Origin of the sequence: Nitrosospira lacus (assembly GCF_000355765.4) — a bacterium.
Classification (GTDB): Bacteria; Pseudomonadota; Gammaproteobacteria; order Burkholderiales; family Nitrosomonadaceae; genus Nitrosospira; species Nitrosospira lacus.
In genome coordinates this window covers 556434-575111 of sequence record NZ_CP021106.3, presented here as the reverse complement: position 1 = coordinate 575111, position 18678 = coordinate 556434, and the positions used below count along the sequence as shown (strand labels likewise).

Sequence of the window (18678 nt, the reverse complement as noted above, 5' to 3'; positions counted from 1 at the left end):
GATCAGCCGTTACGGTACGATCCGGTTGTTGAGGATGACTTTGCTCTGTCCGTTCCAGACGACGTCGGTCAGGTTGGAGTAGCGGGTGATGATCTGTGCCGCAATGCCCCCGGCAAACAGCCCCGACCAGCCCAGTATCACAAAGCCCCAATGCAGCGGTGCGCTAAACAGTTCTTCCATGAACCAGAAGGCATGGCCCCATTCGTTCAAGCCTACGTTCGGCAGGATCATGAGCGGTCCGGCAATGGCCATGACCAGCGGGAACGAGGTGCCCCGGGCGTACAGCGGCAGACGGGTCATGGCATACAGGTAGCTGGCCACGCCACAGACGATGTACATCGGGAAGGAGCCATAAAACACGACTACATGGCTCGGGGTGAAGCTGGTGTCGCGGATGATGACCTGGTGCCAGGAGGCATCCTGCTCGGTGAAGAAGCTGCCACCCCAGTACACGCCAAACAGGTAGACGCCCAGCCACATCATCCAGTAAAAGTAACGCTTGATTTCCAGCTTGGGGTCCAGGTTGTCCAGGTTGGTGTCGCGTGTCTTCCAGATCCATCCCCACGTGACCAGCGCAAAAATCGGCATCACGATCATGTGCACCCGCCACAACCCCATCCATACCTTCTCGAATTCCGGCTCCATCGAGTCCATGCCGTGCGAGTAGGCAAACGTCCGCTGAAACCAGATCCAGAATATCGCTACTCCAAGCATCGTGATCAGCCCAAATTTGTACCACCTTGAGTCGTACCACAGCGACATGTCGTAGTCGCGTCCGCTCGACCCGGCATGGCTGCCTGATGTTCCCAGTGTTGTTGCCATTTCTTTATCTCCTCTTACGTTAATCGAGTACCCTGTGCTTCTCTATGCTTGCGCGCCGGCAGCTACTCCCGCCTCCCTCCTTCCCGCAGACAGAATGCGCCGCCGCTATATTACTAAACCATTACATACCCACAACCCTGTAAAGACTATCCCCGAAGATGCGCCAAGTCAAGCAGTTTGTCGGTAAAACAATAGTGCAAAAACGAATGCGTTACACTAATGCGCATACCCTCCGAAGTGCCCTGAATTCGCCAGCGGCGAGTATCCGCTCAGGCTCTTGACACCGAAAAACCGCCGGGATGAAATGGTCTTGAAAGACGCTCGGGAGGGATGGTGGATAGAGACGCTGAGGAATCGTATCTATCAGATATATATTACATAATGTAGGGGGCAAATGAACTTTTGGATGCCCTTTTTCAAAAGCGCATTGGGTTCATTTCCACACCCGTTAGGACCGCCCGAAATCACTTGATTCAACTCACCAGCGGGACAATATTCCGTCCAGTTGTTCAAGGCTGTTGTACTGGATTATTACTTTCCCGGTGCCTTTTTTTCCTGGATTTATGATCACCTGCGTACCCAGTTTGGCCGATATATTTTCCTGCAGGCGCAACAAATCCCGGTCGTATTTGGGATGCTGCGGTTTTGCTACCGGGCGTTCCATCCGATGCACCAACTTTTCCGTCTCACGTACCGAAAGCTGCTTGTGCACCACGAGATTTGCGGTTTGTATCTGCTTGGCTGGAGGAAGAGCGAGTAGCGCGCGGCCATGACCCATATCGATTTTCCCCTGCATCAACAATTCCTGCACAGGCGGGGGCAGGTTAAGTAACCGCAGAAGATTGGAAACAGCGCTGCGTGAACTACCCAATGCCTGGCTGGCGGCCTGGTGAGTCATGCCGAACTCCTTGATGAGCCGCTGAATACCCATCGCTTCTTCCAATGGATTCAGATTCTCGCGCTGAATGTTCTCGATCAGCGACATGGCCAGCGCGGCCTCATCCGGCACTTCGCGGATCAGTGCGGGGACTTCCGCAAGCCCCGCTATTTGCGCTGCCCGCCAGCGCCGCTCGCCGGCTATGATTTCGTAGCCTTCGGGAGAAACGGGCCGCACCAGCACCGGCTGCATCACGCCCTGCGCTTTAATGGATTCGGCAAGCTCGGCCAAGGATTCCTGATCCATGTGGGTACGCGGCTGATACTTGCCGGGTTGCAGCTGCGTTATTTTCAAATTCCGCAGCGACTCGCCGATCCTGGCGCTATCGTCGTTTCCTGCCAGGAGCGCATCCAATCCTCTTCCCAATCTCCTTGATTTCATAGCGTTCCGTTCCGCTGCATATCTTCCATTCTGCTGGTCTCCATCTGTTCAGACAGGCGTGGCGTTGCGTGGATCTCTGCTAAGCATTTCCCCCGCCAGCGCCAGATAAGCTTGTGTACCCTTGGATAATTTGTCGTGATAGAGCGCCGGTATACCAAAGCTCGGGGCTTCGGCCAACCGCACGTTACGTGGAATCACGGTACGGTAAACCTTGTCGCCAAAATGCTGCTGTAATTGTTCCGACACCTGTTGCGCCAAGATGTTGCGCGGATCAAACATGGTGCGCAGCAACCCTTCGATCTCCAACACCGGATTCAAGTTGGCACGCACTTTTTTTATGGTATTGACCAGATCGCTCAGACCCTCAAGGGCGTAATATTCGCATTGCATCGGAATCATCACCGCATAGGCTGCGCACAGTCCGTTGAGCGTAAGCAGGTTGAGCGCCGGCGGGCAATCGATGAGGATAAAATCATATTCGCCTTCCACCTCCCGCAACGCTTCTTTTAAGCGTGTTTCCCGCTGCGGCAGATTCACCATCTCGATTTCAGCTCCGGCCAGATCACGGTTGGCGGGAATCAAATCATATTTGCCGCTGGTGGCAACCACGCGCACGTCCGCGATACGTTGGCTACCCAGCAAAACTTGATAAACCGTGTACTGCAGGGTACGTTTATCCACGCCGCTTCCCATGGTAGCGTTACCCTGCGGGTCCAGATCAATCAACAATACCCGTTGCTTTGCCGCTGCGAGGCTCGCGGCCAGATTAACGCTGGTAGTGGTTTTCCCCACCCCGCCTTTTTGGTTGGTTATCGCCAGAATTTTCACCACCGCGCTACCCCCGGGTATTCAAATAAATGATACAAGATGTCTTTTAGGTAACCTCAGACCCTGTCCCTGATATGCCCGCAATGGAGTGACCACCGCTCCACGAAACAAGATGCACAAAAGTGAGCGCTCACCTACAAGCGCCTGGTGATAACCCATATCGCCGGAATACTTCTACATGGCCTGTTCAGCGATTGCTTATCCCTCATGCTTAATCATCACCAGATGCCGTTCCGCCTCAAGTCCGGGAACCGCAACCGTGAATACATTCTCAACAACAAACGGACGCGGCAATTGCGCCAACTCCTCGTGCGGGTAAACGCCTTTCATCGCAGCGAGCGTGCCTCCATCCTCCCTGACCAGATGCCCTGCCAGTTTGACAAAGTCGGCCAAGTCCGAAAAAGCGCGTGAGATCACCGTGTCGAACCCGCTCGCCGGGCGAAAATTTTCAACCCGTTCGGCGACTATCTCGACGTTCTTCAACTCCAATTCAATACGCGCCTGTTGCAGAAATACCGCTTTCTTATGATTGCTTTCAAGCAATACCACATGCCATTCAGGGCGTGCCAAAGCCAGGGGAATACCCGGTAAACCGGCGCCGCTGCCCACATCCGCAATGCGGAATCCAGGAACGTGCGACAGGATCGCAAGGCTGTCAAGCAAATGACGGATCAATATCATTTCAGGTTCGTGCATCGCCGTCAGATTATGCACCCGGTTCCACTTCCGGATTAATGCAAGGTATTGCAACAAGCGAGCCTGGGTTTCATCCGGGAGCGCCATTCCCAATGCTGCGAGTCCGTCAGCAAGCTGCGTCGTCAGATTCACGCGCTTTTCTTTTTTTTCTGACTGGAAAAACCACGCTTCACGTGTACCAGCAGTAACGAAATTGTCGCTGGCGTGATGCCGGAAATCCGCGCGGCCTGTCCCGCGGTTTCCGGCTTGTGCTGATTCAATTTTTGCTGCGCCTCGGTGGAAAGACCGCGCACAGTGGCATAATCAAGATCTTGCGGCAAACGAATTTCCTCATAGTGCGCGGTGCGCGCAACTTCATCCTTCTGGCGCTCGATATACCCGTGATACCGGGCCTGGATTTCAACCTGCTCCGCCACCAGCGGATCTGCGACAGCGTCACCCGCGCCCGGCAAGCTCATGAGGTTCGCGTAGGATACGCCGGGACGGCGTAGCAGCTCGCTCAGCGAATAATCCCGCTCGATCGTTTTCCCCAGCACTCGCAGGATATCTGCTTCTGACAGCGCACTTGAATTCGTTTTCGGGCCCAGCCAGATGGCCTTCAATCTACCCTGCTCGCGAACAATGGCCTCTCGTTTGGTTTCGAATACGGACCAGCGCGCGTCGTCCACTACACCGAGCCTGCGCCCCATCTCCGTCAGGCGCAAATCCGCATTATCTTCACGTAACTGCAAGCGATATTCGGCACGGCTGGTGAACATGCGATAAGGTTCGGTGACACCGCGAGTGATGAGATCATCCACCAGAACCCCAAGATAAGCTTCATCGCGCCGAGGGCACCATGCATCCCGGTCCAGCGTTTTGAGCGCCGCATTGATGCCCGCCAGCAACCCCTGCGCTGCGGCTTCTTCGTAACCGGTAGTACCATTGATTTGACCGGCGAAAAACAGTCCCTCGATCATCTTGGTTTCAAGCGAGCTTTTCAATCCGCGCGGATCAAAGTAGTCATATTCGATGGCATATCCGGGACGCGTAATGTGAGCTTTTTCCATCCCCTTGATAGAACGCACCAATTCAATCTGCAGATCGAATGGCAAGCTTGTTGATATCCCATTAGGATAGATCTCGTGGGTACTGAGACCTTCCGGTTCCAGAAAGATCTGATGCGACTCCTTGGCGGAAAACCGGACCACCTTATCCTCGATGGAAGGGCAATAACGGGGCCCCACACCTTCGATAACTCCTGTAAACAGCGGCGAACGATCCAGGCCGCCACGAATAATGTCATGCGTGCGGCTATTCGTGTGCGTGATCCAGCACGGCAATTGGCGTGGATGCTGTGCGGCGCTGCCCATGAACGAAAAAACAGGCATGGGAGCATCGCTGAGTTGCTCGGTCATGACCGAATAATCGACAGTGCGCCCGTCTATGCGCGGAGGCGTACCGGTCTTTAACCGCCCGGCTGGCAGCTTCATTTCACGCAAGCGGATAGCAAGGCTGATAGCCGGTGGATCGCCCGCTCTACCTGCCTGAAAATTGGATGAGCCGACGTGTGCCAACCCGCCGAGAAACGTGCCGGCGGTGAGCACCACGGCCCGCGCGGAAAATTTTATTCCCAGCTGAGTAACCACTCCGGTGATCCGCTCACCCTCGAGCATGAGATCGTCCACGGCTTGCTGAAACAGCCAAAGGTTGGGTTGATTTTCCAGCCGTCGTCGAATCGCCTGGCGATAGAGAACGCGATCAGCCTGGGCACGTGTTGCACGTACCGCCGGCCCCTTGCTTGAATTAAGGATACGGAACTGGATGCCGGCCTCGTCGGCGGCTGCGGCCATTGCGCCGCCCAATGCGTCCACCTCCTTTACGAGGTGCCCCTTGCCGATGCCTCCAATGGAGGGATTGCATGACATTTGCCCCAGTGTTTCGATATTATGCGAAAGCAGCAGCGTTTTTTGCCCCATGCGTGCGGCCGCAAGCGCCGCCTCGGTCCCAGCATGGCCGCCACCCACCACGATTACATCGAAGCTCTCGGAAAAAATCATTTGAAATCGCCTTGTTGCGCTTGCCACCACGCAGGTGGCAACATGGGAAAAAGCACTAAAGTCATTCTACGGCAAAACGAAGGGTTGTGTAAGGGCGCGCACCCATCCATCTCAGATAAAGCCTCGATAATGCTTTCATGGTCCGGCGCGGAAGACGGGAATGTTTCACGTGAAACAATGCAGCGGATGTTCAATATCCAATACAGCGGAGCGAACCAAGTTAAGCGAGTGGATGACCGGAATGCACACCCCCAACGCTCGAACCGTGTCTATTTACCTATACAAAAGCGGGAAAATATTTCTCCCAGCAAGTCATCGGCACTGAATTCGCCGGTGATGGACGACAACATCTGCTGCGCAGCCCTCAGCTCTTCCGCCAGCAAATCCAGTTGGGCCTCCTGTCTGGACAGCTCCAATGCATTCCGCAGATATTCCCCTGATTCCCTCAGCGCCTCAACATGGCGGTGACGCGCCATGAATATGCCTTCCGCCTCCGAATGCCAGCCAGCCATTTCCAGCAGTTTTCGGCGAAGCAAATCAATTCCGGCACCGGTTTTAGCCGAGAGGTAAATCAACGGTCCGTCTTCGCCGCTCTCGATTTGCGGGACCTTCGCCAGCAAATCTATTTTGTTACTCACCAGGATCAACGGCAATTTGGGCGGAAGGCTGTCGACTATCGCTCGATCTTCCGGCACAACTCCCCACCGGCAGTCAACCAGCAATAATGCCAGATCCGCTTTTCCTATCGCTGCGCGCGTACGGGCGATGCCTGCTTTCTCGACCGGATCATCAGTTTCCCGCAATCCGGCGGTATCGATCAGATGAAACGGAACACCCTCTATTTCAACCATTTCATGGATAGCATCGCGAGTGGTGCCCGGGATTTCGGTGACAATCGCAGTTTCCTCCCCGGCCAACTGGTTCATCAAGCTGGATTTGCCGACATTGGGCTGCCCGACCAGAACCACGCCTACGCCTTCGCGCAGCAGGCTGCCTTGCCTGGCGGCTGTCAGCACATCGTCAAGCTGGGATTGAATCGCCGCCAGCTTGCTGCAAACATCCGCCTGCGGCAGAACAACCGTCTCTTCCTCCGGGAAATCCAGCGTGGCCTCCACCACCATCCGCAGGTCAGTAAGCGCTTGCACCAGATCATCTATGACCCGGGAAAACTCCCCTTGCAGCGAACGCATGGCACAGCGCGCGGCCTCGCCAGTACTGGCATCTATAACGTCGGCGACGCTTTCTGCCTGTGCGAGGTCCAGTTTTCCATTAAGAAACGCGCGCAAGGTAAACTCGCCCGGCTGCGCCAGCCGGGCGCCCGCGGACAAACAACGGGAGAGCAATAAATTCATTACCGCAGGCCCGCCGTGACCCTGCAACTCCAGGACGTCTTCTCCCGTATACGAGTGTGGGGACGGAAAATAGAGCGCAATGCCCTGATCTATGATCGATCCATCTTCATCCAGAAACCTGCTGAGACTGGCATACCGCGGCATCGGAATATGATTGATAATCTTTATTATCAGGGGAGATAGATTCTTACCGGAAACCCGCACTACACCAATGCCACCCCGCCCGGGGGGTGTGGCAATGGCCGCAATGAGGTCCGTACTTCCCATTCAGACAAATTGCACCGAAAAAAGGTCAGTCACTCGCAAATAGCCGGGGGGTTAGGCTTGAGCGGCCGGTCTAATTACCGCATTTCCCGGCGAATCATTTTTTCTTGGTTGCTGGCGTGTTGGATTTAGCCGCGGAACGTTCGATCATGCGCGTGATTTGCCATTGCTGCGCAATGGAAAGCACGTTATTCACCAGCGAGTACAACACCAGGCCGGCGGGGAAGAAGAAAAAGAAAATACTGAAAGCAAAGGGCATGATCTGCATCACCTTGGCCTGGATCGGGTCCGTCGCCGGCGGACTGAGTTTTGATTGGACATACATGGAAATTCCCATGATGACCGGCAGCACGTAGTAGGGATCAGGCGAGGACATATCTTCTATCCACAGCGCAAACGGCGCGTAACGCAGCTCGACGCTGGCGAGCAATACCCAGTAAAGCGAGATAAATACCGGGATCTGAACCACAATCGGCAAACAGCCACCCATCGGGTTGATTTTTTCCGTCTTGTAAAAATCCATCATCGCCTGGTGCATGCGCTCTCGGTCGTTCCCATGCTGTTCGCGCAAGCGTTGCAACTTGGGTGTCACCACCCGCAACTTCGCCATTGATCGATAACCTGCCGCCGACAAGGGAAAGAATGCCAGCTTGACCGACATGGTCAGAAGAATAATCGCGACTCCCCAGTTTCCGGTCCAGGAATGATAAAACGACAGCAACCAGAAAAGGGGAGCCCCAATCACGGTCAACCAGCCATAATCCACCGTAAGATCCAGCCCCGGTGCGACAGCCGCGAGTTTGCTCTGTTCCTCCGGACCCGCATAAAGGGGTACGGTGACGGTCTTTGTGTTTCCTGGTTCAATCTGCCCCACAGGCACGATCACCCCGGCGGTGTATTCGTTTTCTCCCAGGCGCTTCGCATAATATTCGCGCGGCAACTTGTCTTTTGGCAGCCACGCGGTGAGAAAATAGTGCTGGAGCATTGCAATCCAGCCATTATCGGCGTTTTTAGGGTAGCTCGCGTTACCCTTGTCCAGAGCGGAAAATTCGATTTTCTTGAATTTCTCCTCCTCGGTGTAGAGCGCCGCACCGGTATAGGTCGGAATCATGAAAACCGAGCCGACCGGGGGTTTGCTGTCACGCAGCATCTGGAAATACGAGAACGGCTGGATTGCCGCCGTTCCCTGATTGGCAACTTCAAAACTTACGTCGATGAGATAGCTGCCGCGATGAAACGTATAAATCTTGGCTACCTGCATGCCGTCCGCCGCAGGCGCCACCAGCCGCACCTCGATTTTGTCCTGGCCTTCCGCCAGGTTATAAGTGCGTGACTCAACCGTATAGCGCGTCTTGTGGCTGGGTAAACCCTCCCCGATCAGACCTGATTGCGCCACATAAACATGGTCATATTGGCTTTGCAACAATGCAAAAGGCTTGTTCTTGTCTTCCTTGTCCGGATGATTCAATAGCTCGAGTTGACGTAGATCACCGCCGGCGGTATCGATTTCCGCTACTACCAGATCGGTCTTGACGACAACTTTTTCTCCCGACTCCAGTTTGCCGGAAGCTCTCACCGGGGCAGCATTCTCGGCAGAAGGTTCGCCCTTGCCAGGCTGTGTCGAAACAAGCTTTTCTCCCGGGACCGGAGTGCCTTCCTGGCGGCGGACAGACGATGACTCGCCCGCCGCTTCCTGGGTCTCAACTGCTGCCGGGGGGGACGGATTCTGTTCTTTCTGCCATGCGTCCCAGAGGAACAACATCGATGTAGAGAAAATCAGGAAAAGTACAAATTTTTGTGTGTCCATCTTTGCTTCGCAATTTTATTTTTTTATGATACGCATAAACTGTACCGGGAATAATTCAGGCCGGGTCCATTCATTCCTATGGAACCGGGTCATAGCCGCCGCGACCCCACGGATTGCAGCGCAATATTCTCCATACGCTGAGCCGCATCCCGCGCAACACTCCATGCCGGGCCAGCGCCTCACATGCATAATGTGAACAGGATGGGCTGAACCGGCACGACGGCCCAAGGAAAGGACTCAGGCAATATTGATAGAGCTTGATAAAACCAATAATTATCCGCGACATCGCTGTAATTGAATCATTAGCATTTCCGCTTCTCCCGTCATTCGCGCCGCGTTGCCTGGCGACACGCGGCAACGCAAGCGCACCACCAGATCGAGCCCGGCCAATTCTTGCTGCCGTGCGCGAAATATCTCCCGTAACAGACGTTTTGCCCGATTGCGGTTTACCGCCAGCCGCTCCACCTTACCGGCGATTATCAATCCCAATCTTGAATGTACGAGATTATTGGGCTTAGCAAAAACCTGAAGAAATTCGCCGCTGGCTGAACAGCGGAACCGGATTACCGACGAAAACTCATCCGCCTGATGCAACCGGTGACTTTTCGGAAAGCGAATGATACAGCTCCTCGATAGCGGATTTCTGCGATTGGCTAAATCTAAACTCCCAAGCGGACACGCCCCTTGGCACGACGCGCCCGGATAACGGCTGCGCCACCCGTGGTTTTCATGCGAACCCGAAAGCCATGTGTTCGCTTTCTTCGCGTCACGGACGGTTGGTAAGTGCGTTTCATCGTTTTCCCTTTTCCCTTGAGACTGGTAAATAAAACCTCGCATTACAACTCTTTACGGATGCTGGTGTCAACCTATATTTTTTCCCCCCCCTGTGGATAACTGGGTAGGAAGGGTCTAGAATAGGGTACTCAACACCACTCCCGAATTCCTTTTTTTCCCGTTTTACGTATCCTTAGATCACATCGGCAATGCACAATTTTTGGCTTTCCTGTCTCGGATATTTTGAGAAAGAACTGAGTGCCCAGCAATTCAATACTTGGATCAAACCTCTTTACCTGGACTTGTCGAATAGTGCCGACGAGCCGATTCTCGTCGCTCCCAACCGGTTCGTCATGCAATGGATCAAAGATAATTTTCTATCGCGCATTGAAGAAATGGCCGAAAAGCATTTTTCGCGCCGTATACATTTTCAATTAAAACTCGCTAGCCAGAATTCCACGAAGGAAACCGCACCAGCAGTGAATAACACCGTCATCACGCCGAGCCCGGCTACTACCCATGCGCCCGTGCGCTTACCCCCAAAAACCGCAAAGGAAAAAAACCCGAGCCGCCTCAATCCTTCTTTCACCTTCAATAGTTTTGTCACAGGCAAAGCCAATCAACTGGCACGTGCAGGCGCTATCCAGGTTGCCGAACGTCCGGGTGTCGCCTACAACCCGTTTTTTATCTACGGTGGCGTGGGATTAGGAAAAACCCATCTGATTCAGGCAATCGGTAATTCCGTGCTGGAGCACAACAGCACTGCCAAGGTTAGATACATTCACGCCGAACAATACGTTTCCGATGTAGTAAGGGCTTACCAACATAAGGCATTTGATGATTTCAAGCGGTACTACCACTCCCTGGATCTCCTGCTGATAGACGATATCCAGTTTTTTGGCGGCAAGAACCGGACGCAGGAAGAATTTTTTTATGCTTTTAATGCGCTGATCGAAGCGCATAAACAAGTCATCATCACATGTGATTCCTACCCCAAGGAAATCTCTGGCATGGAAGAGCGGTTAATTTCCCGTTTTGGCTGGGGCTTGACCGTAGCGGTTGAACCCCCAGAACTGGAAATGCGTGTTGCCATCCTGCTGAAAAAAGCCCTGATGGAAAAAATCGTCCTGGACGAAAATGTCGCTTTCTTCATAGCCAAGCATATTCGATCCAATGTACGTGAACTGGAAGGTGCACTGAAGCGAGTCCTTGCTTATTCCCGCTTCACGGGCCATTCCTTGTCGCTGGATTTGGCGCGGGAAGCGCTGAAGGATTTACTGGCGGTGCAAAACCGCCAGATTTCCATTGAAAATATTCAGAAAACTGTGGCGGACTACTATAAAATCAAGGTTGCCGAAATGTATTCCAAAAAACGTTCGCGCATCGTCGCAAGACCCCGGCAGATGGCAATGGCCATATCCAAAGAACTCACTCCTCTGAGTTTGCCCGATATCGGTGAAGCTTTTGGAGGCAGAGACCATACGACGGTACTGCACGGTTATCGAAAAATTGCCGAGCTGCGGGCTTCCGATCCGTCGATCAACCGGGACTTCAATACCTTATTGCATATTCTCCGCGGCTGAACAACACGAACAACAACAGGATGATTTGGGGATAACTTGCGGTTTACACCTGACTCGGATTTGTGTCCACAAACTATCCACAGACAATACGCCCTCGATACAGATAAGAAATAATAATTAACTCACGCATATTATTTGTATTTTTTTATTTATACCGGACTTACCCTACTTCTATTAACGATTATCTGGATTCTAAATAAATGAAACTAATACAGGCTGATAAGGATATATTGCTTAAACCGTTGCAAACAGTTACCGGAATTGTTGAGCGCCGCCATACCTTGCCTATACTTTCCAATGTTCTTATAGAGCGAAAGAATGACAAAATTTCATTCATTGCGACCGATCTGGAAATTCAGATAACGACTTCCGCTCAGGATGGCAATACAGCATCTGAAGGACATTCAGTCACTGTAGCGGCAAAAAAACTTCAGGACATCTTGCGCGCATTGCCTGATAAAACCGAGGTAACGCTGGAAACCACGGACAGCCGGCTTCAGGGAAAAGCCGGAAAAAGCCGCTTCAGTTTACAGACGCTTCCTGTCGAAGACTTTCCCAAATTTCCTGAAAATACAGAATCCCAGGCAAAAATAACGGTAAAACAAAAAGAACTGAAGCATCTATTATTCATGGTGCAATACGCCATGGCGCAGCAGGACATCCGCTATTACCTGAACGGCCTGCTTTTACTGATGGAAGAAAGCCACCTGAAAGCTGTGGCTACCGATGGCCATCGCCTGGCATTCGCCCTGCTGATGCTGCAAGTACCACAGGAGAAAAGGGAAGTTATTTTACCCCGCAAGGTGGTACTCGAACTGGCAAAGCAATTGAATGACAGCGACGAACTGGTAACCGTGGAAATTCTACAAAATCAGGTACGTTTTACCTTTTCAAACGTCATACTGATATCCAAGGTCGTGGATGGCAAGTTTCCTGATTACAACCGTGTGATCCCGGTCGACCATCAAAAGCAGATTGATGTAAATCGCCTATTGCTTTTGCAAACGCTTCAGCGCGCTTCAATCCTTTCAAACGAAAAATTCCGTGGTGTCCGCCTGATTCTGACTACGGGGAACTTGCGTATCGTTTGCAACAACGCGGAGCAGGAAGAAGCCGAGGAGGAAGTGGAAGTTCAGTATGACGGCGAAGCGCTTGATATAGGCTTCAATGTTACCTATCTGCTGGATGTTTTGAACAATCTGACCAACGAAACAGTACGCTGTTCCTTTGGTGATGCAAACAGCAGTGCACTCATCACCATTCCCGGAAATGATGATTTCAAATATGTCGTGATGCCCATGAGAATATGAAAGCACCGCACCAAACATAAAACCACTGAATATTATTTCGTCCGGACAAGCAGTGTCGGGGGACATAGTATGATTTTTCGATAAATCCCAGTTTCACGTGAAACCACAATAGCCAGACAATGAACGAAAAAGACTCCTCCAGGCAGAAAAAAATCGAAGGCTCCACCGATTACGGTTCAGACAGCATAAAAATCCTGAAAGGACTGGATGCGGTGCGCAAACGTCCTGGCATGTACATAGGTGACACCAGCGACGGCACGGGTTTGCATCATATGGTATTCGAGGTGGTGGATAACGCCATTGACGAAGCGCTGGCCGGCCATTGTGATGAAATATCCGTCATCATTCACCCGGACAATTCCGTATCCGTACATGACAATGGCCGGGGCATCCCCACCGGGATCAAGCATGACGACGAGATGAAACGCTCCGCCGCGGAAATTGTCATGACCGAGCTTCATGCAGGCGGCAAATTCGATGACAATTCCTATAAGGTCTCGGGGGGCCTGCATGGTGTGGGCGTATCCGTGGTCAATGCCTTGTCGGAATGGCTGCGCCTGACTATCCGGCGCGATGGGCTGACCCATCAGATCGAGTTTCGCATGGGTGTTCCCGTCGCACCGCTGGCGGTCACCGGCAAGACCGAGCGTCGTGGTACTGAAGTACATTTCCTGGCCAGCAAGGAAATTTTCGGTGACATTGAATATCATTACGACATATTTGCGAAGCGTTTGCGTGAACTGTCCTTCCTCAATAACGGCGTAAAAATCCATCTGGTTGACCAGCGCAATGCCAAGGAAGAAAATTTTGCCTTCAGCGGAGGGGTGAAAAGCTTTGTCGAGTACATTAATCGCACCAAGTCAGTGCTTCACCCGAATATTTTCTATGCTGCCGGAGAAAAGGACGGCATCGTGGTGGAAGTATCGATGCAATGGAACGACAGTTATTCCGAGCAGGTTTTATGCTTTACCAATAATATCCCGCAAAAAGATGGTGGAACTCATCTCACCGGTTTGCGCGCTGCCATGACACGTACGCTCAATAATTATATTGAAAAAAATGAGCTGGCAAAAAAAGCCAAGATCGAAACGTCTGGTGACGATATGCGGGAAGGTTTGTCCTGCATTTTATCGGTCAAATTATTCGAACCCAAGTTTTCCTCACAAACCAAGGAAAAGCTTGTTTCCTCGGAAGTGCGTCCGGCGGTAGAAGAAATCGTGGCGTTAAAGCTGGCGGAATTCCTGCTGGAGCGCCCGCTCGACGCCAAAACCATCTGCGGCAAGATCATTGACGCGGCAAGGGCGCGCGAAGCCGCGCGAAAAGCACGCGAACTGACCCGGCGCAAGGGCGTACTGGACGGCATGGGACTCCCCGGCAAACTCGCCGACTGCCAGGAAAAAGATCCCGCACTATGTGAACTTTATCTGGTCGAGGGTGATTCAGCGGGCGGTTCCGCCAAGCAGGGACGCGATCGTAAATTTCAGGCGATCATGCCGTTGAAGGGAAAAATCCTGAATGTCGAAAAAGCCCGCTTTGATAAGCTTATTTCATCACAGGAAATTATTTCCCTCATTACCGCGCTCGGAACAGGGATTGGCAAGGATGAATACAACCCTGACAAATTACGCTACCACCGTATTATCATCATGACGGATGCGGACGTGGACGGTTCGCACATCCGTACCTTGCTGCTCACGTTCTTCTACCGGCAGATGCCGGAGTTGATCGAGCGCGGTCATATCTATATCGCGCAGCCGCCCCTCTATAAGGTCAAGCACGGCAAGCAGGAACGCTACGTCAAGGACGACCACGAACTTAAGCAATACCTGCTGGGTTTGGCGCTGACCGATGCAGAGTTGCATGCCCATGAGGGCAAGCCGCCCCTGACAGGGGAGACACTGGAAAATATCGCCAATGAATACCTGCTGGCCGAAGCTGTCATTGAGCGCATGAGCCGTCTCATCGACAGCGAAGTGATGCACGCCTTGTTCCGTCATCCAGACGTGGATTTGAGCGGCGAAGGTCCCGCCGCCGAAAGCGCCGCCAAGCTGGCCGCACATGTAGCCACGGTGCAAATAACCCCGGAGTATGACATTACCACCGAGGAGTACCGGTTGAAGATATCCCGTATGCATCACGGCAACGCCCGTGCCAGTTATCTCGACCAGGATTTTCTGCAAAGCGGCGACTACGCGCAAATCAGGCAAACCGCTCAAGTGCTCGAGGGTCTGATGGGACCCGCGGCGTATGTCCAGCGCGGCGAGCAGAAACACCCGGTCAGCGACTTCAAACAGGCGCTCGACTGGTTGCTTCAGGAAGTAAAAAAAGGCATTGCCACTCAGCGCTACAAAGGCCTGGGCGAGATGAATCCCGCGCAGTTATGGGAAACTACCATGGACCCCAAGAGCCGCCGGCTGTTGCGCGCCCAGATTGAAGACAGTATCGCCGCGGATGAAATTTTTACCACGCTGATGGGTGACGTGGTCGAGCCCCGGCGCGCATTCATTGAGAACAACGCATTAGGGGTTAGAAATCTGGATGTATAGGTGGATCCCTATGGAAGGCCACCCCAGAAGACGTTTCACCTGCCCTGGAGCGCTATACTCAGAGGAGTCTTGGGCCGTCGAGTCATCCATGGCCAGACTCTGATGACTATTTCTCGAAAATCTTACAGAGACTGGTGGATGCTTAAAATTTTACTTGAGGGCGGTTCGATCTTCATCGACGGCTGTGGCTGCTGAAACCCGGTCATTTGTATCGCGCTGCGAGCCCTGCTGATGATGGTAGAATGCACAATTTATTGACTATTATTCAGAGGATAAACCGCCATGTTGTCCCCGAGCCTGACCCTGGAAAATGTTGACCCCGAAGTATGGAAAGCGATCAAGGGCGAAGTACGACGCCAGGAAGAATATATCGAGTTGATCGCATCCGAAAATTACGCAAGCCCGGCGGTAATGCAGGCACAGGGGTCGGTACTCACCAACAAATACGCCGAGGGTTATCCCGGCAAGCGCTATTATGGGGGCTGCGAATATGTCGACATCGTGGAGCAGCTTGCGATCGATCGGCTGAAAGCGCTGTTTGATGCCGAGTATGTCAATGTCCAGCCGCATTCCGGCTCCCAGGCCAACGCTGCGGTATATTTAACCGCCCTGAAGCCTGGCGATACGCTTCTCGGCATGTCGCTCGCCCATGGCGGCCATTTGACTCATGGGGCTTCGGTCAATCTCAGCGGCAAGATTTTCAACGCGGTTTCCTATGGGCTTAAACCGGAAACCGAGGAGCTTGATTATGATGAGGTGGCGCGTCTGGCGCGCGAACACAAACCCAAAATGATCGTCGCCGGCGCTTCCGCTTACGCCCTTGTCATAGACTGGAAGCGTTTTCGCAAGATCGCCGATGAAGTGGGTGCCTATTTGTTCGTGGATATGGCGCATTACGCCGGATTGGTGGCCGCTGGATTCTATCCCAACCCCGTCGGTATCGCCGATTTTGTCACAAGCACTACCCACAAGACGTTGCGCGGGCCGCGTGGCGGCATCATCATGGCGAAGCCGGAGCACGAAAAGGCGCTCAATTCGGCGATTTTTCCGCAAACCCAGGGCGGTCCGCTGATGCATGTCATCGCCGCCAAGGCGGTGGCTTTCAAAGAGGCCGCTACCAAAGAGTTCAAGGATTATCAGGAACAGGTGATCGACAATGCCCGCGTAATGGCAAAGGTATTGCAGGAACGCGGTCTGCGCATTGTGTCCGGGCGTACCGACTGCCATATGTTTCTGGTGGATCTTCGTGCCAAGGATCTTACCGGCAAACAGGCCGCGGAATCCCTGGAAATGGCGCACATAACCGTCAACAAGAACGCCATACCCAACGATCCGCAGAAACCCTTCGTCACCAGCGGCATCCGTATCGGTTCCCCCGCAATAACCACACGGGGGTTCAAGGAAATTGAGGCGGAACAACTGGCAAATCTGATCGCTGATGTGCTGGATGCGCCCACCGACATAGCGGTCCTCTCGCAAGTGGCGCACCAGGCAAAGGCGCTGTGCGCAAAATTCCCGGTTTATAACGGTTAGGATGAAATGTCCCTTCTGCAATGCGGACGATACGAGCGTGATCGACTCCCGCGTCAGCGAGGAAGGCAACAGAATACGCCGCCGCCGCCGTTGCCTCACATGCGACAAGCGTTTTACTACGTATGAAACGGTGGAATTGCGTTTGCCCCAAGTGGTAAAGCAGGACGGCAATCGCTCCGAGTTCAATCGCGATAAACTGCTTACGGGCTTCATGCGCGCTCTGCATAAGCGTCCGGTTCCTACCGAGTATGTGGATGCCGCGATGGATCGTATCGTACAAAAGCTCTTGAGCCTGGGCGAACGCGAAGTACCTTCACGCAAGATCGGTGAAATGGTGATGCAGGAACTCTACAAACTGGACAAGGTCGCCTATATCCGCTTTGCCTCGGTTTATCGAAGTTTTCAGGATGCCGATGATTTCCATAGCGCGATCAAGGAAGCGCAGAGACCGCAGCGAAAAAGAGAAATAAAAAAACCCTGATTGCAAACTCGCTCGCATTCGTGTTTTCACCGGCGTAATGTAATAAGCATACCCCCGCAAAAGACATCATGGTCCGCGCAAACCATACCCAATGTCATGGCGGTGAAAGCCGGCATCCCGGTGACGTTCAAGGTACGCCACCGCTAGCTTGGACCGGATTCCCGAGCGGGTCCGCAATAATGAAATTCCTGGTATTTTTTCGCCGGATTACTGGCAATCTGGAGTTATGAGGCCTCATATGTTCGCGCCGGCCGATCATGCCCATATGTCCCAAGCGCTGCAACTTGCCGAAAAGGGATTGTATGGCACGAGCCCTAATCCCCGCGTGGGGTGCGTGATAGTGCGCGATGGCCGTATAGTGGGCAGTGGCTGGCATGAGCGTGCCGGCGAGCCGCACGCCGAGATAAATGCTCTGGTTGCTGCCGGGACAGCCGCGCAAGGGGCGACCGCTTATGTCACACTGGAACCGTGCAGTCACCACGGGCGCACCCCGCCCTGCGCTGAAGCGCTTATCAAAGCTGGGATCGCTAAAGTAGTCACCGCCATGACAGACCCGAATCCCCTGGTAGCCGGTAGGGGTAGCGCGTTATTGGAGCAGGCCGGAATAGAAGTGCAAACAGGGTTGATGGAAGCGGAAGCCAAAGCGCTCAATATCGGTTTTGTCGCGCGTCATACGCGCAAGCGCCCGTGGGTCCGGGTGAAAATTGCGGCGAGCCTCGATGGCAAGACGGCACTCGGTAACGGTAGCAGCCAGTGGATTACAAGCGAGGCAGCAAGACGCGATGGTCACCGGTTTCGTGCTCGCTCTTGCGCCATCATGACCGGCATCGGCACCATACTGGCGGACGATCCGCAGCTTATCGTACGCCACGTGGAAACATTCAGGCAACCTTTGCGCGTGGTCGTGGATAGCCGCCTGGAGATTCCCCTAGACGCCAAGGCGTTACGCGGCGAGGGCGAGCTGGTATTTGCCGCTGCCGCCAGCGAGGGAAAAATTACTGCATTGCGTGATGTGGGCGCCCATTCCATTGTAATGCCGGACAAAAATGAGAATGTCGATCTCGTGAAAATGATGCAGACACTCGCGGATTTTGAGATCAATGAAGTGATGGTTGAGGCGGGCAGCAAATTGAGTGGTGCACTCATCAGCGCGGGTTTGGTGGATGAGCTGGTGATTTATTTCGCACCGTGCCTGATCGGCGACGTGGCGCGGGGCATGCTGCAACTGCCGGAATTAACGGATCTCGCGGACAAGCGCGCGCTCACGATTCACGACTTGCGCATGGTGGGACCGGATATTCGCGTCATCGCCCGTATCCCATAAT

The 18678-nt window shown here is 53.4% G+C and carries 16 protein-coding genes; 6 read left to right on the top strand and 10 right to left on the bottom strand.

The window, feature by feature from the left end; translation table 11 throughout:
• Positions 1-9 precede the first annotated feature (9 nt).
• From EBAPG3_RS02615 to rpmH, 10 genes are all read right to left on the bottom strand, one after another.
• The gene (locus EBAPG3_RS02615) at positions 10-822 is read right to left on the bottom strand and encodes a methane monooxygenase/ammonia monooxygenase subunit C (RefSeq protein ID WP_085921897.1); all 813 of its coding nucleotides are present in this window, start codon (positions 820-822) and stop codon (positions 10-12) included.
• A 478-nt stretch (positions 823-1300) separates the two neighbouring features.
• Positions 1301-2140, bottom strand: coding sequence for a ParB/RepB/Spo0J family partition protein (locus EBAPG3_RS02610; protein WP_004175652.1), 840 nt, complete (start codon positions 2138-2140; stop codon positions 1301-1303).
• Between the two features lie 48 nt (positions 2141-2188).
• Complete coding sequence (locus EBAPG3_RS02605; protein WP_081607240.1) at positions 2189-2971, bottom strand: ParA family protein; 783 nt, start codon at positions 2969-2971, stop codon at positions 2189-2191.
• Between the two features lie 195 nt (positions 2972-3166).
• Complete coding sequence (gene rsmG / locus EBAPG3_RS02600) at positions 3167-3796, bottom strand: 16S rRNA (guanine(527)-N(7))-methyltransferase RsmG (protein WP_004175649.1); 630 nt, start codon at positions 3794-3796, stop codon at positions 3167-3169.
• On the bottom strand, positions 3793-5703 hold the full coding sequence (gene mnmG, locus EBAPG3_RS02595; RefSeq protein ID WP_004175648.1) for a tRNA uridine-5-carboxymethylaminomethyl(34) synthesis enzyme MnmG: 1911 nt from the start codon (positions 5701-5703) through the stop codon (positions 3793-3795). Before mnmG ends, rsmG begins: the two co-directional genes overlap by 4 nt.
• A gap of 269 nt (positions 5704-5972) precedes the next feature.
• Complete coding sequence (gene mnmE, locus EBAPG3_RS02590) at positions 5973-7322, bottom strand: tRNA uridine-5-carboxymethylaminomethyl(34) synthesis GTPase MnmE (RefSeq protein ID WP_004175647.1); 1350 nt, start codon at positions 7320-7322, stop codon at positions 5973-5975.
• Positions 7323-7416: 94 nt separating this feature from the next.
• Positions 7417-9126, bottom strand: coding sequence for a membrane protein insertase YidC (gene yidC, locus EBAPG3_RS02585; RefSeq protein WP_004175646.1), 1710 nt, complete (start codon positions 9124-9126; stop codon positions 7417-7419).
• Between the two features lie 76 nt (positions 9127-9202).
• Positions 9203-9412, bottom strand: coding sequence for a membrane protein insertion efficiency factor YidD (gene yidD, locus EBAPG3_RS02580; RefSeq protein WP_081607239.1), 210 nt, complete (start codon positions 9410-9412; stop codon positions 9203-9205).
• Positions 9400-9744 carry a ribonuclease P protein component gene (gene rnpA / locus EBAPG3_RS02575; protein ID WP_081607241.1) on the bottom strand — a complete coding sequence of 115 codons (345 nt, stop codon included), beginning with the start codon at positions 9742-9744 and terminating at the stop codon, positions 9400-9402. The genes yidD and rnpA overlap by 13 nt, the downstream gene beginning before the upstream one ends.
• Before the next feature lie 41 nt (positions 9745-9785).
• A complete protein-coding gene (rpmH, locus tag EBAPG3_RS02570; protein ID WP_004175644.1) occupies positions 9786-9920 on the bottom strand; it encodes a 50S ribosomal protein L34 in 135 nt (44 codons plus the stop codon).
• Positions 9921-10109: 189 nt separating this feature from the next.
• Here rpmH and dnaA point away from each other — a divergent pair, with 189 nt between their 5' ends.
• The 6 genes from dnaA (at position 10110) to ribD (ending at position 18677) form a co-directional block, all read left to right on the top strand.
• Positions 10110-11483 carry a chromosomal replication initiator protein DnaA gene (gene dnaA / locus EBAPG3_RS02565; protein WP_004175643.1) on the top strand — a complete coding sequence of 458 codons (1374 nt, stop codon included), beginning with the start codon at positions 10110-10112 and terminating at the stop codon, positions 11481-11483.
• Positions 11484-11683: 200 nt separating this feature from the next.
• The gene (gene dnaN, locus EBAPG3_RS02560; protein ID WP_004175641.1) at positions 11684-12793 is read left to right on the top strand and encodes a DNA polymerase III subunit beta; all 1110 of its coding nucleotides are present in this window, start codon (positions 11684-11686) and stop codon (positions 12791-12793) included.
• A 119-nt stretch (positions 12794-12912) separates the two neighbouring features.
• Positions 12913-15339, top strand: a complete 2427-nt coding sequence (gene gyrB / locus EBAPG3_RS02555) for a DNA topoisomerase (ATP-hydrolyzing) subunit B (protein WP_004175639.1) — start codon at positions 12913-12915, stop codon at positions 15337-15339.
• A 282-nt stretch (positions 15340-15621) separates the two neighbouring features.
• Entirely contained in the window at positions 15622-16872 is a 1251-nt protein-coding gene (gene glyA, locus EBAPG3_RS02550; protein ID WP_004175637.1) for a serine hydroxymethyltransferase, read from the top strand.
• A gap of 1 nt (position 16873) precedes the next feature.
• Entirely contained in the window at positions 16874-17353 is a 480-nt protein-coding gene (gene nrdR, locus EBAPG3_RS02545) for a transcriptional regulator NrdR (protein ID WP_004175636.1), read from the top strand.
• Between the two features lie 226 nt (positions 17354-17579).
• A complete protein-coding gene (ribD, locus tag EBAPG3_RS02540; RefSeq protein WP_418304116.1) occupies positions 17580-18677 on the top strand; it encodes a bifunctional diaminohydroxyphosphoribosylaminopyrimidine deaminase/5-amino-6-(5-phosphoribosylamino)uracil reductase RibD in 1098 nt (365 codons plus the stop codon).
• The last annotated feature ends 1 nt before the right edge of the window (position 18678 follow it).

Excerpts from the sequence above, each read along its gene's own strand:
- EBAPG3_RS02615 (WP_085921897.1), bottom strand. The coding sequence starts at position 822 with ATGGCAACAACACTGGGAACATCAGGCAGCCATGCCGGGTCGAGCGGA.
- EBAPG3_RS02610 (WP_004175652.1), bottom strand. The coding sequence starts at position 2,140 with ATGAAATCAAGGAGATTGGGAAGAGGATTGGATGCGCTCCTGGCAGGA.
- mnmG (WP_004175648.1), bottom strand. The coding sequence starts at position 5,703 with ATGATTTTTTCCGAGAGCTTCGATGTAATCGTGGTGGGTGGCGGCCAT.
- mnmE (WP_004175647.1), bottom strand. The coding sequence starts at position 7,322 with ATGGGAAGTACGGACCTCATTGCGGCCATTGCCACACCCCCCGGGCGG.
- yidC (WP_004175646.1), bottom strand. The coding sequence starts at position 9,126 with ATGGACACACAAAAATTTGTACTTTTCCTGATTTTCTCTACATCGATG.
- yidD (WP_081607239.1), bottom strand. The coding sequence starts at position 9,412 with ATGTCGCGGATAATTATTGGTTTTATCAAGCTCTATCAATATTGCCTG.
- rpmH (WP_004175644.1), bottom strand. The coding sequence starts at position 9,920 with ATGAAACGCACTTACCAACCGTCCGTGACGCGAAGAAAGCGAACACAT.
- dnaA (WP_004175643.1), top strand. The coding sequence starts at position 10,110 with ATGCACAATTTTTGGCTTTCCTGTCTCGGATATTTTGAGAAAGAACTG.
- dnaN (WP_004175641.1), top strand. The coding sequence starts at position 11,684 with ATGAAACTAATACAGGCTGATAAGGATATATTGCTTAAACCGTTGCAA.
- gyrB (WP_004175639.1), top strand. The coding sequence starts at position 12,913 with ATGAACGAAAAAGACTCCTCCAGGCAGAAAAAAATCGAAGGCTCCACC.
- glyA (WP_004175637.1), top strand. The coding sequence starts at position 15,622 with ATGTTGTCCCCGAGCCTGACCCTGGAAAATGTTGACCCCGAAGTATGG.
- nrdR (WP_004175636.1), top strand. The coding sequence starts at position 16,874 with ATGAAATGTCCCTTCTGCAATGCGGACGATACGAGCGTGATCGACTCC.
- ribD (WP_418304116.1), top strand. The coding sequence starts at position 17,580 with ATGAGGCCTCATATGTTCGCGCCGGCCGATCATGCCCATATGTCCCAA.